Source organism: Stenotrophomonas sp. C-A, from assembly GCF_054030835.1.
Map to the genome: position 1 here is coordinate 96,668 of NZ_CM132916.1, position 13,354 is coordinate 110,021.

Consider the following 13,354-nt stretch of genomic DNA (forward strand, 5'->3'; position numbering starts at 1 on the left):
GGTCCTATCAATTGTTCAACGCGTACATCACGATGTTGACGCCGAAGCGGGTGTTGTCCTCGGCCAGGAAGCGCTTGTTGCGCCAGTCGTAGTCCCACTCGCAGCCATAGTCCTTGTTGCTGTAGAGCAGGCCCAGGCGGCCGTCGACCTCGATGCCCTTCAGGTAGTCGTGCACCAGGTCGTCGCCCCAGCCGTTGAGCTCGAAGCTGGTGGCGGGCGGGCCGTCGGGGAAACGGAAGAAACTGCGGTACAGCGGGTGGCTGTTGGGCAGCTTCTGCAGTGCTTTGGGACCAAACAGGCGACCCATCTGCGCTTCGAACGAGGTGGCGAACAGGCCGTCGATATCGTGGTTGCAGTCGTCGACGAAGACGAAGCCGCCATTACGCACATAGCGCACGAAGTTCTGTCGCTCGGCGGCGTTGAACTCTACCAGCGTGTGCCCGGCCAGGTAGCAGAACGGCGCTTCCAGCATGCGCGGGTCGGCCAGCGCTACCACGTGTTCCTGCGGGTCCACGCGCAGCGAGGTGTAGTCGATCAGCGAGGTGATCAGGTTGGACGGCATGCGCGCGTCCACGTCCCAGTCGCCGGAGTCGTACTGCAGGCGGGTGAACCAGAAGTCGTAGCGCGAACTGCGCGGGCCGGCCTGCGCGAAGGCCGGCAGCGCCGCCGCCGAAGCGGCAGCGGCCAACCAGCGCAGACAGGCCCGGCGATCCATCAGACCGCGTCGGACAGCGAGGTGAAGGTGAAATCGCGCAGCTTCATCGGCGGGATCATCATCACGTAGCTGGATTCATCACCGGCCACGCGCACCGGCTTGCCCAGCTCTTCGATGTTGTTGAGCATGATCACCGGCGATTCGTTGAAGCGGAAGTTCTTCACCGGGTGCTTGATCTGGCCGTTCTCGATGTAGAAGGTGCCGTCGCGGGTGAGGCCGGTCAGCAGCACGGTCTGCGGATCGACCATGCGGATGTACCAGGTACGGGTGACCAGGATGCCCTTCTGGGTGCCGCGCACCAGCTCGGCGGTGCTCTTGTCGCCACCGCTCATCAGCAGGTTGCCCGGTGTTGCCTTGGCGGTCTTGCCCTGCTTCTGTGCCCAGAAGCGCGAGTAGTCCAGGTTGGCGATCTTGCCGTTCTCGATGATGGCCATGCGCTCGCGCGGCATGCCTTCGCCATCCCACGGCAGCACCGGTGCGTCCGGATGCCACGGGTCGGCGATCATGGTCACGCGCGGGTCGTAGACCTGCTCGCCCAGCTTGTTGCCACCGCCCTTCTTCGACAGGAAGCTGCGGCCTTCATCGGCCGAGCGTGCGCTGAAGAAGTTCATCATGAAGCTGATCAGTCCGGCGGCCGCGGCGGGCTCCAGGATCACCGTGTACTTGCCCGGTTCCAGCGCCTTGGCTTCGGCCGATTCGGTGGCCTTGCGCATGGCGATGCGGATGTCCTGGTCGGCCTTGAAGTCCGCCGCATCCTTCAGGTTGCGGCCGACCCAGCCCGAACCACGGCCATCTTCGGTACGCACGGTGCAGGTGTAATCGAAGTTGGTGGTGCGCTGGTAGGCGAAGTTGCCGTTGCTGTTGGCGGTGGCCTGGAAGCCCTGGCCGTCTTCGAGGAAGCCGGCGGCGATCAGGCCGTGGCCACGGCAAGGAGCGATCGAATCGGCGGCGACCTTGGCGCGGAAGGCCGGGTCGATCGCTGCGGTGGATTCGCTGAAGGTCGGGCTGGCGCGGTAGCTCTGCTTGCCGATGGCCGGCATGAACTCCGGATTCTCCGGGGCCAGGCGTGCCAGGTCTTCAGCACGGCGCACCACGCGTTCCAGCGCGGCGTCGTCGAACTCGTTGATCGAGGCCGTGCCGACGCGCTTGCCGAAGGCGACGGTGACCGCCAGCTCGGTGTTGTCGACGATGCCACTGGTGGAGACATTGTTCAGCGCGAAACGAATGTTGCCGCTGATCGCGCCGGCCAGCACGGCGGTGCACTCGTCGGCCTTGGACAGGGCGATGACCTTGTCGAGGATGGCCTTGGCCTGGGCTTCGGTGAAGATACTCATGGTGTAAGGGCTCCTGACCGGTCAGCCGAGGCTGCGTGCGGTGTTGATGACGTTGATGCCGTTGAAGCGCGCGGTGGACGAACCGTGCGAGACCGCCGAGACCTGGCCCGGCTGGCCCTTGCCGTCGAAGAACGAACCGCCCAGGCGGTAGTCACGCTCGTCGGCCACGGCGGTGCAGGCATTCCAGAACTCCGGCGTGCGGATCTGGTAGGCCACGTCTTCCAGCATGCGGGTGATCTGGCCGTTCTTGATCTCGTAGAACAGCTGGCCGCCGAACTGCGCGTTGTAGCGCTGCTGGTCGATCGAGAACGAACCATCACCGATGATGTAGATGCCGTTCTCCACGTCCTTGATCAGGTCCGGCACGCTCAGCGGCTTCTTGCCCGGTGCCATCGACACGTTGGCCATGCGCTGGAACTGCACGCTGGACCACGAGTCGGCGTAGCAGCAGCCGTCGGACTCGGTCTTTCCGAGGATGTGCGCCTGGTCGCGGATGGTCTGGTAATCCACCAGCTTGCCATTGCTGATCAGGTCCCAGCGCTTGCACTTCACGCCTTCATCGTCGTACGCCACCGCGCCGAGGCTGCCCGGCTGGGTCTTGTCGGCGAAGATGTTGACCAGCTCGCTGCCGTACTGGAAATGCTGTTCGCGCTTGTCCAGGGTGGCGAAGCTGGTGCCGGCATAGTTGGCTTCGTAGCCAAGCACACGGTCCAGTTCCAGCGGATGGCCGATCGACTCGTGGATGGTCAGCCAGGTGTGCGACGGGTCGAGCACCAGATCGTACTTGCCCGGCTTCACCGACGGTGCCTTCAGCTTTTCCTGTGCCTGCCTGGCGGCGGCGATGGCGTCTTCCTTCATGTTGTAGGAAGAGCTGTAGTTGACCACGCCGTTCGGGCTGACCACCTTGCCGGCAGCTGCACCGTCCAGGTACTCGTAGCCCAGGCCCATCGGCGAGGACAGGCCTTCGCGGGTACGGAACTTGCCGCTGGACTTGTCGATGGCGGTGATCGTCATCGGTGCCCAGATGCGGTGCACGTCCTGGTCGATGTAGGAGCCATCGGTGGAGGCGAAGTACTTCTGTTCGTTGACCAGGAACAGCATCGAATTGACGAAGCTGGCGCCGGCGCCCATCGCTGCGGCGTTGACGTCCAGCAGCAGTCCGACCTTGTCCTTGATCGGCACTTCCATCGCATTCTTGCGGATCGGCGTGCGCCAGCTCACTTCACCCACGCCCGGCGCCTTGGCCAGCTGCACCGGTGCGGTCTGCACGCCGGCATTGGCCTTGGCGATTGCCGCGGCCTGCTGTGCGGCCCGGGCCACATCGGCCGTACCCAGCGCATTGGTGGCGGCGAAGCCCCAGGCACCGTTGACGATCACGCGGATGCCAACACCGGTGGACTCGGTGTTCACCACGTTCTGCACCTTGTCCTCGCGGGTGATCACGAACTGCCGCAGGTAGCGGCCGATGCGCACGTCGCAGTAGGTGGCGCCGGCTTGGCGGGCGGCGGCCAGCGCTGCATCGGCCAGGCGCTTCTTCAGCCCCAGGTCCAGCGTGCTCTGCAGCTGCTCGGCGGCAATTGCCTTGCCGAAGAAGGAGGGCACGATCAGCCCGCCCGCGGTAAGCCCGGTCAGGGCCAGGAAGTCACGTCTTTGCAAGGCTGCTCTCCATGTCGAAGGATGGGTGGCTCAAGCGCCGAGACTGCGCGCGGTGTTGATGATGTTGATGCCGTTGAAGCGGGTGGTGGACGAACCGTGCGAGACCGCCGAGACCTGGCCGGGCTGGCCCTTGCCGTCGAAGAACGAACCGCCCAGGCGGAAGTCACGCTCATCGCAGATGGCGGTGCAGGCATTCCAGAATTCGGGCGTGCGGATCTGGTAGGCCGCGTCCTCGACCATGCCGGCGATCTTTCCGTCCTTGATCTGGTAGTACAACTGGCCGCCGAACTGCGCGTTGTAGCGCTGCTGGTCGATCGAATACGAGCCCCGGCCGTGGATGTAGATGCCGTTCTCCACGTCCTTGATCATGTCCTCGACGCTGAGCGGCTGCTTGCCCGGCGCCAGCGAGACATTGGCCATGCGCTGGAACTGCACGCTGGACCAGGAATCGGCGTAACTGCAGCCGTGCGACGCATTGCGGCCGAGGATATCGGCTTCATCGCGGGTGGCCTGGTAGTCGACCAGGATGCCGTCGCGCACCAGGTCCCAGCGCTGCGTCTTCACCCCTTCGTCGTCGTAGCCGACCGCACCGAGGCTGCCAGGCTGGGTCTTGTCGGCGAAGAAGGTGACGATGTCACTGCCCCAGCGGAAACCGGCATCGCGCTTGTCCAGCGTGGCGAAGCTGGTGCCGGCGTAGTTGGCTTCGTAGCCGAGCACGCGGTCCAGCTCCAGCGGGTGGCCGACGTTCTCGTGGATGGTCAGGAACAGGTTGGACGGGTCCAGCACCAGGTCGTACTTGCCGGGCTTCACCGAGGGCGCCTTGAGCTTTTCGCGCGCGTGGCGGGCGGCGGCGATGGCGTCCTCGACCGGGTCGTAGGAATCGCGATAGGCAGTGATGCCACCGGGCAGCTGCACCTTGCCGCGCGCATCGCCATCGAGGAACTCATAGCCCATGCCCATCGGCGAGGACAGGCCGGCACGGGTGCGGAACTTGCCGCTGGCCTTGTCGATGGCAGTGGCGGTGAATGGCAGCCAGATGCGATGGATGTCCTGGTCGATGAAAGAACCGTCGCTGGAGGCGAAGTACTTCTGTTCGTTGACCAGGAACAGTGTGGAATTGATGTAGTCGGCGCCCGCATTCAGCGCGGCGGCGTTGAGCGCCAGCAGCAGCTCGACCTTGTCCTGGATCGGCACCGCCATGGCGTTCCTGCGGACCGGCGTCTGCCAGCGGACCTCACCCACCGATGGCGTCGGCGCCAGCTGCACCGGCCGGGTCTGGATGCTGGCGTTGGCGCGGGCGATTGCCGCCGCCTGCTCGACCGCGGCGCGCACGGCGGCCTCGGTCTGCTGATGGGTGGCAGCGAAGCCCCAGGCCCCGTTGGCGATTACCCGCACGCCCACGCCGGACGATTCGCGGTTGGTCACATTGCCGACCTGGTGCTCGCGGGTGATGACCGACTGGTTGAGATAGCGGCCAATGCGCACATCGCAGTAGCTGGCCTTGGCCGTGCGTGCGGCGGCGAGCGCTACGTCCGCCAGGCGTCTGCGCTGGGCGGTATCGACCGGGGCGAGCAGCTGCTCGGCGGCGATGGCACGGGAATGCGGCAGCAGCAGGCCCGCCAGGCCCAGACCGGAAAAAGCCAGGAACTCACGTCGTTGCACAGCGTTTCTCTCTCTCGCTTGCGTGCGGTTGGCAACGGGCCGGACCGATCACGTCAACTCCTCGACTTTCGCCAGCGCGGCGCGTCCGGGCAAGTGACTGCAGTCATGGTTGGTGGGGGTTTCGGCAGGGCTTGCAGCCCTGCACCTGCTCAATGCAACGGCAACGGCCAAAGCCAGAGCGGCATTCCCTGGGATGGCGGGGCGGTGTGGGTGGGCAGGACACGCCGTGAACCCATCCATGGGGGCTCGATGGCGCCATCCATGGCGCCAACGGTCCTGTCCACCCACACCGCCCCACCTCTGACAGCTGGCCGGTGGCTGTTGGTGGGTGCCGACCGTTGGTCGGCACATCTGTCAGATATCGAATGAATTCATCCGTGCCGACCAACGGTCGGCACCCACCAAGGCTGTACGCCGTTCCGACAGATCGCGGAAGTCTGTCGAAGGCGGGGCGGGTCCGGTTGAGGGGGCGTGAGCCGCATGGATGCGGCGACCGAGCTTACATGGACGTACTTGCAGCGTCCCCCTCAACCGGACCCACCCCGCCAACCCACGGAATGCCAGCTTTTGACGTTGCTCTGGCTCCGGCTCCTGCGGGTGCAGGGCTGCAAGCCCTGCCGAGCAACACCCCCTCGTGCACAATGGGGCCGACCCCGCCTGGACACCGTCCCTGATGTCGAGCAAGCCGTATTCAGAAGCCTGCGAGCGCAACCGCGAACCGATCGCCACGGCACTCGACCCGTGGATGGGCGACCGCCATCGGGTGCTGGAAATCGGCAGCGGTACGGGACAGCACGCGGCCTTCTTTGCCGAGCGCTGGCCGTGGCTGCGCTGGCAGCCCAGCGATCATCCGGACCATCTGCCCGGTATCGAGGCCTGGCGTGCGGAGGCCGCGCTGCTGAACCTGCTGCCGCCGGTGGCATTGCAGGTGGAACTGCCGCCTGCGCCGGGCCTGACGCTGCCCGAAGGCAGCACGTTCGATGCGGCGTTCAGCGCCAACACGCTGCACATCATGGGCTGGGACCACGTGCAGGCGTTGTTCGCCGCGCTGCCACCGGTGCTGCGTCATGGTGCGCTGCTGGCAGTGTATGGCCCGTTCAACTACGGCGGTCGCTACACCAGTGACAGCAATGCGCAGTTCGATGCCTGGCTGAAGGCACGTGATCCGCGCAGCGGCATCCGCGATAGCGAAGCGGTGCAGGCGCTGGCGGCCGACAATGGCTTCACCCGCCTGGGGGATGTGGCGATGCCGGCCAACAACCGCCTGCTGCTGTGGCGGTTGGGGTAAACCGCCGGTAGTGCCGGCCGTTGGCCGGCAACCGACTGCCGGGATGAATGCCGGCCAGCGGCCGGCACTACCATCAGGCCACCTGCACGATGTGCAGTGCCTTCGGATTGCGCCACTGCGCCAGCAGGGCGGCTTCGCGTGCCTTGGCCTGCTCGAAATGCGCTTCCTTGACGTGGCCGTAGCCGCGGATGTGCTCGGGCACGCTGGCGATCTCGACCGCCAGCGCGAGGCGGTCATCATCCAGGCCATCCAGCAGCAGCTGCACGGTGGCCTCGTAGTCACCGATCAGCTTGCGTTCCATGCGGCGTTCCTCGGTGCGGCCGAACACATCGAGTCGGCCGCCACGCAGGAACTTCAGCTTCGCCAGCAGGCCGAAGGCCTTGAACATCCACGGGCCGTATTCCTTCTTCAGCAACCGGCCCTGCTCGTCCTTCTTGGCGAACAGCGGCGGTGCCAGGTGGAAGCGCAGCTGGTAGTCGCCCTCGAACTGCTGCTGCAGGCGGCGCTGGAAGTCGCCGCTGGTGTACAGGCGGGCCACTTCGTACTCGTCCTTATAGGCCATCAGCTTGAACAGGTAGCGGGCCACGGTTTCGGTCAGCGCGGTGGAACCACCGATGCGGTCGGCTTCGGCGGCGCGCACGCGCTCGACCAGGCTGCGGTAGCGGTTGGCGTAGGCGGCGTCCTGGTACTCGACCAGGAACGCGGCGCGGCGCTCGATCATTTCATCCAGCGAGCGCGACAGGCGCGCATCGTCCAGCGGCAGGAACGCCACGTCGCCACCATGCGAGGGCAGGCCGCGCAGTTCGCGTTCGTCGCCGGTGTTGCGCGGCGCAGCGGTGGCGCCCCACTCGTTGCCTTCCCACTCGCCCGGCGGCAGCGGGTGCAGCGGGCCCGGGGTGGATTCGGTATCGGTGTGGCGGTTGCGCACCAGGCCGGCAGCCTGCTGCACGGCCTGCGGATCGACCGCCGCTAGGCGGCCCCAGGCAAACGCCTGCTGGTTCATCGCCACGGCGGCGCCATTGAGATCGATGGCGCGCATCAGCGATGCGAACGACAGCGGCACCAGGCCCTGCTGCCATGCGTAGCCGAGGATGAACAGGTTGGCGGCGATGGCATCGCCGAGCAGCGCGGTGGCCAGCTGGGTGGCATCGAGCAGCAGCGGTTCCTCGCCACCCAGCGCCACGCGCACCCCGGCCACGATGTCGGCGGCGGGGAACTGCATGTCCGGGCGGGTGGTGAAGGTGCCGGGCATCGCCTCGTAGGTGTTCAGCACCACCTGCGAACGGCCGGCACGCACCTTCGACAGGGCCCAGTAGTCGTTGACCACCACCATGTCGCAGCCCAGTACCAGATCGGCTTCGCCGGCGGCGATGCGCACGGCGTGGATGTCTTCAGGGCGACGGGCAATGCGGATATGCGTGGTTACCGCGCCGCCCTTCTGCGCCAGGCCGGTCTGGTCGAGCACGGTCGCGCCCTTGCCTTCCAGGTGGCCGGCCATGCCCAGCAGCGCGCCGATGGTCACCACGCCGGTACCGCCGACGCCCGTGATCAGGATGTTCCAGGGCTGTTCCAGGGTGCCGCGGATGGTCGGCGCCGGCAGGTTGTCCAGCAGGGTGGAGGCATCGCGCTTGCTGCCCTTGCGCGGCTGGCCACCGTGCACGGTGACAAAGCTCGGGCAGAAGCCATTCACGCAGGAATAGTCCTTGTTGCAGTTGGACTGGTCGATCTCGCGCTTGCGGCCGAACTCGGTTTCCTTCGGCAGCACCGACACGCAGAAGCTCTTCTTGCCGCAGTCGCCGCAGCCTTCGCAGACCAGCGAATTGATCATCACCCGCTTCTGTGGGTCTTCCAGCTTGCCGCGCTTGCGGCGGCGGCGCTTCTCGGTGGCGCAGGTCTGTTCGTAGATCAGGATCGAAACACCCTTCACTTCGCGCAGGCGCTTCTGCACTTCGTCCAGTTCGCTGCGGTCGTGGAACTCGACATCGCTGGGGAAGTGCTCGCGCTGGCCGGTCCACTTGCCGATGTTGTCCGACAGCACCACGATGGTGTGGATGCCTTCGGCACGCATTTGCCTGGCGATGTCGGGCACGCTCAGCGGGCCGTCCACCGGCTGGCCGCCGGTCATCGCCACCGCGTCGTTGTAGAGGATCTTGTAGGTGATGTTGACGCCGGCCGCGACCGCCTGGCGGATCGCCAGCGAACCGCTGTGGAAGTAGGTACCGTCGCCCAGGTTCTGGAACACGTGCGGGGTGTCGGTGAACGGCGCCTGCCCGGCCCAGGTCACGCCTTCGCCACCCATGTGGGTGAAGGTATCGGTGCTGCGGTCCATCCAGGTCACCATGTAATGGCAACCGATGCCGGCCAGCGCACGCGAGCCTTCCGGCACCTGGGTGGAGGTGTTGTGCGGGCAGCCCGAGCAGTAATGCGGCACGCGCGGGAAACTGGCGCGCGGCAACGCAAGCTCGGCTTCCTTTTCCTGCATCCACTGGAGGCGCTGTTCGATCGATTCGTTGTTGAAGAACTTCTGGATGCGGCGGCCGATCACGCCGGCGATGGTGGCCGGGGTCAGTTCGCCGGTGGACGGCAGGATCCATTCGCCGCTCTCGTCGTACTTGCCAACGATGGACGGGCGCTGGCCCCAGCTGGCCGGCCAGTTGAAGAACTGTTCCTTCATCTGGCGCTCGATGAAGGCACGCTTCTCCTCCACCACGATGATGTCTTCCAGGCCCTGCGCGAAGCGCGCGATGCCCTGCGGTTCCAGCGGCCAGGTCATGCCGACCTTGTACACGCGGATGCCGATGTCAGCGCATGCGGCTTCATCCAGGCCCAGGTATTCCAGCGCCTGCAGCACGTCCAGGTAGCTCTTGCCGGTGGTGACGATGCCCAGCCGCGCGCGCGGCGCGTCCATCACCACTTTGTCGATGCCGTTGGCGCGGGCGAACGCCTGTGCGGCCTTCACCGCATAGCGGTGCAGCCGCATTTCCTGGTCCAGCGGCGGGTCCGGCCAGCGGATGTTGAGGCCGCCCGACGGCATCTCGAAGTCCTCCGGCAGCACGATGCGGCGTGCCGTCGGATCGACCTGCACCGAGGCCGACGATTCCACCGTCTCGGCAATCGTCTTGAAGCCGACCCAGCGCCCGGTATAGCGGCTCATCGCCCAGCCCAGCAGGCCCATGTCGAGGATGTCCTGCACGCCGGCCGGGTTCAGCACCGGCATCATCGCGCTGACGAATTCGTCTTCGCTGCCGTGCGGCAGGGTCGAACTGCGGCAGGCATGGTCATCGGCGGCCAGCGCCAGCACGCCGCCGTAGCGCGAGGTGCCCGCAGCATTGGCATGCTTGAACACGTCGCCGCAGCGGTCCACGCCCGGGCCCTTGCCGTACCACATGCCGAACACGCCCTGCACGTTGGCGCCGGGGAACAGGTTGGTCTGCTGCGTGCCCCACACCATGGTGGCGCCCAGGTCCTCGTTCAGGCCCGGGGTGAACTTCACCTTCGCCGCTTCCAGATGCTTGCGCGCGCGCCACAGTTCCAGGTCGAAGCCACCCAGCGGGCTGCCACGATAGCCGCTGACAAAGCCGGCGCTGTCGATGCCTTCGGCGGCGTCGCGCAGGCGCTGCATCAGCGGCAGCCGCACCAGCGCCTGCACGCCACTCAGGTAGATCCGCCCCTCATTGCGGGTGTACTTGTGGTCGAGCGTGTAATCACGGTCGAGCAGGTCGGCGGAAGAGGGCGAAGTGAGTTGCGCGGTACTGGTCATGGCTGGCCCGGTAGGATCGGCTGGCACCGGCCGCGTGCAGGCACGCGGCGGGAAAGGCGCGAATTGTAGCAGCGGGGCCGCGCAGGCCCCGGCACTCGCGCCCGTGGCGGTGCTGGGGTTAGGATCGGGAAGAGAGAGGGAGGCTGCAGTTGCGGCCTGGGGAGAAGGGATGTCAGTTCCAGGAAAGATCCTGGCCAGCGTGCTGCTGGCCTCGGGAGTGGCTACTGCATGGGCCGCGCCGGCCGTGCCTGCACCACAGGAGTTCTACTTCGACAACGACCCGGCGGCCACGCCGATGGTGGCGGTGCAGGGCGAGGGCGATGACCTGGTGGCCCAGCTGGTCAAGCTGCGTGAACGCGGCCGCCGCGCGGTCGAGGCGACGGTACAGCTGGCATCGGTGGCCGGGGCGCAGGGTCGCGGTGAACTGGCCGAGCAGCTGTATGGCGAAGCCCTGAAAGAGGCCCCGGCGCAAAGCAGCAGTGGCCGCAGCGTGCGCTGGAACTACGGCTGGGACCTGCTCCGGCAGGGCAAGGCAGAGGCGGCGCTGGAACAGTGGCTGGTATCGGCCAGCAACGCCCGTACGAAGCCCACCTGGGTGCCACCAACCTACGCGCTGGCGCTGTGGCGCATGGGGCAGAAGCAGGAGGCGGTGCAGTGGTATGCGGCTGCGGTACGCACCGAGCCGACGCAGTGGAATACCACGGCCAACTATGGGCAGCTGCTGCCGCAGTGGCGGGAGGACGAGCGTGCGTCGCTGGCCGAGGTGCAGCAGGCGTGGGTTGCCGCGCCGCCTGCCTGGCCCTGAGGGAGGGGTTCGGCCGGGTTGCACCCGGCACCCGCAGAGGCAACGGCCAGAGCCGAAGCAACAGCGGGCTTCCTGCGGGATGGCGGGGCACTGTGGGTTTGCGGGGACGCCGTAAACCCATCCATGGGGGCTTGGTCGCCGCATCCATGCGGCTCACACCCCGCAAACCCACAGTGCCCCGCCTTCGACAGATTTTCGCAGCTGTGGGTAGGTGTTGACCTTGGTCGACACGGTATCCACGCCATGCGTGGATGAATGTGCATCGGAATCGATTATTCGATATCTGATCGAAATGCAGCCGAGCGTGGGCTCGGCTCTACAAAAGGCGGCCAGCCAACCGCTTTTGCCTTTGCTTCTGCTTTTCTTTTTTCTCTTCCGTGGCGGACGCACCCGGAAATTGTCAGAGGCCGGGCGGGGTGGGTTCGCGGGGGTGTCCGCGGCATGGATGCCGCGGCCAAGCCCCCATGGACGGGTTGACGGCGTCCCCCGCGAATCCACCCCGCCCGGCCAAGCGCGGATTTTGATGTTCACAGCCAACCCGCTGCCACGAGGGGCTGCGCCGTTCGCTGGAAACTCAGTCGTCCGCGGAAACCGTCCGCCCCGACGCCCACGCCCGTAGTGCCTCCACCTGCTCGGCCATCAGCACCGACAGTGGCCGCGTGGCGCGGATCTCGGTCATCAGCAGCTCGGTGTCCAGCGGCCGGCCCTCGGCGTGCGCCGCATACAGGCCGGCCACGATCGCCTGCTCGATCTCGGCGCCGGAGAACCCATTGGCGGCTGCAGCCAACGCGGGGAGCGCGAAGTCGTCGGCGTTGAGCTGGCGCCGGCCCAGGTGCAGCCGCAGCAGTTCCACGCGCACGTCAGGCAAGGGCAGGTCGACGAAGAAAATCTCGTCGAAGCGGCCCTTGCGCAGCAGCTCGGCGGGTAGTTCGTGCACCTGGTTGGCGGTGGCGACGATGAACACCGGCGCTTTGCGCTCGGCCATCCAGGTCAGCAGGTAACCGAGCACGCGGCGTGACACGCCGCCGTCCTCGCCACCGCTGGCCAGGCCCTTCTCGATCTCGTCCATCCACAGCACGCAGGGCGCCAGCTGCTCGGCCGAGGCCAGCGCCTGGCGCAGGTTGGCCTCGGTTTCGCCGTGGTACTTGTTGTACAGCGCGCCCACGTCCAGGCGCAGCAGTGGTACACCGAAGCCGGCGGCGGTGGCCTTGGCCAGCATCGACTTGCCGCAGCCCTGTACGCCCAGCAGCAGCATGCCGCGCGGCGGGTCCAACCCGGCCGGGGCCGAACCGGCAATGAAGGCCACGCGGCGTTGGTTGATCCAGCGCTTGAGCCGGTTGGCGCCGGCCACATCGCCAAAGCGCGCGCTGTCATGTTCGAAGAACAGGTGGCCGCTGCGGTTGAGCAGCTCGAACTTCAGCCGTGCCAGCTGTGGCAGGTCGTCGTCGCGAAGTGCGCCATCGGCGTAGATCAGCTGGCGCGCGATGCGCCGGGCATCGACCAGGCTCAGGCCCTGCAGGTTCTTCAGGATCTTCTTCACCGCCTCGCTGTCGACTTCAACCCGGCGGCCGCCATGCTCGCGCGCATAGGCGTCGGCCTCTTCGCGCAGCATCTTCAACAGCGCGTTGGCATCGGGCAGGCGCGGGTTGAAGCGCACCGCCAGTGCTTCCAGCTCGGCCGGCAGCTCCACCTTGGCACCAATCAGCACCAGCACATGCGGCTCGCTGTGGCGGCGCTGGATCAGGTCGCGCAGGGCACGCTGGTGACTGGCATAGCCCAGGTAGGGGTGGAAATCGAGCAGCAGGTAGACCCCGCGCTGCTCCGCCTGGCGGATCATCTGCAGGGCCGCGCTGGCGTCGGGCGGCCCGACCGGCGGGTCTTCGCTGTCCAGGTCGATCCGGCGCAGGCCCTCGGTGATCGACCAGCGGTGCAGCGCCCGCCATACGTGCATCAGCGTCTGCCGGAACAGCTCGACGATGCGACCCTCGTCCTGGGTCTCGATGACGATCAGTGGGGTGTTGGCGCGGATCAACGCGCTCAGATCCTGCAGTTCGCTCATGCCGGTTCGATCCTTCGGGGGCGCCACGATAGCAAAGGCGATGGCCGCTGGTTCAGCACGACGCTACCTCCCGTC

General features: G+C 66.6%; 8 protein-coding genes. 2 read left to right on the plus strand and 6 right to left on the minus strand.

Annotated elements, in window-relative coordinates; genetic code table 11:
* Positions 1-7: 7 nt before the first annotated feature.
* Genes ACW5IY_RS00420 through ACW5IY_RS00435 form a run of 4 tightly spaced genes read right to left on the minus strand, consistent with a single transcriptional unit; the run spans position 8 to position 5,367 of the window.
* On the minus strand, positions 8-715 hold the full coding sequence (locus ACW5IY_RS00420; protein ID WP_043400817.1) for a DUF4159 domain-containing protein: 708 nt from the start codon (positions 713-715) through the stop codon (positions 8-10).
* Positions 715-2,049 (minus strand): TldD/PmbA family protein, encoded by a 1,335-nt coding sequence (locus ACW5IY_RS00425; protein WP_019336350.1) that lies wholly within the window; start codon positions 2,047-2,049, stop codon positions 715-717. The genes ACW5IY_RS00420 and ACW5IY_RS00425 overlap by 1 nt, the downstream gene beginning before the upstream one ends.
* Before the next feature lie 21 nt (positions 2,050-2,070).
* Positions 2,071-3,705 (minus strand): TldD/PmbA family protein, encoded by a 1,635-nt coding sequence (locus ACW5IY_RS00430; RefSeq protein ID WP_049436217.1) that lies wholly within the window; start codon positions 3,703-3,705, stop codon positions 2,071-2,073.
* Positions 3,706-3,735: 30 nt separating this feature from the next.
* Positions 3,736-5,367 (minus strand): TldD/PmbA family protein, encoded by a 1,632-nt coding sequence (locus tag ACW5IY_RS00435; protein ID WP_049436218.1) that lies wholly within the window; start codon positions 5,365-5,367, stop codon positions 3,736-3,738.
* Positions 5,368-6,040: 673 nt separating this feature from the next.
* Here ACW5IY_RS00435 and ACW5IY_RS00440 point away from each other — a divergent pair.
* On the plus strand, positions 6,041-6,655 hold the full coding sequence (locus ACW5IY_RS00440) for a DUF938 domain-containing protein (RefSeq protein ID WP_019337590.1): 615 nt from the start codon (positions 6,041-6,043) through the stop codon (positions 6,653-6,655).
* Between the two features lie 73 nt (positions 6,656-6,728).
* Here ACW5IY_RS00440 and ACW5IY_RS00445 read toward each other — a convergent pair whose 3' ends face one another.
* Entirely contained in the window at positions 6,729-10,415 is a 3,687-nt protein-coding gene (locus ACW5IY_RS00445; RefSeq protein WP_049435381.1) for an indolepyruvate ferredoxin oxidoreductase family protein, read from the minus strand.
* Between the two features lie 169 nt (positions 10,416-10,584).
* Here ACW5IY_RS00445 and ACW5IY_RS00450 point away from each other — a divergent pair, with 169 nt between their 5' ends.
* Positions 10,585-11,220 (plus strand): tetratricopeptide repeat protein, encoded by a 636-nt coding sequence (locus ACW5IY_RS00450; protein WP_049435383.1) that lies wholly within the window; start codon positions 10,585-10,587, stop codon positions 11,218-11,220.
* Positions 11,221-11,794: 574 nt separating this feature from the next.
* On the opposite strand, the gene ACW5IY_RS00455 is transcribed toward ACW5IY_RS00450, so the two are convergent.
* Positions 11,795-13,279, minus strand: coding sequence for an AAA family ATPase (locus ACW5IY_RS00455; protein ID WP_049435384.1), 1,485 nt, complete (start codon positions 13,277-13,279; stop codon positions 11,795-11,797).
* Between the last annotated feature and the right edge of the window lie 75 nt (positions 13,280-13,354).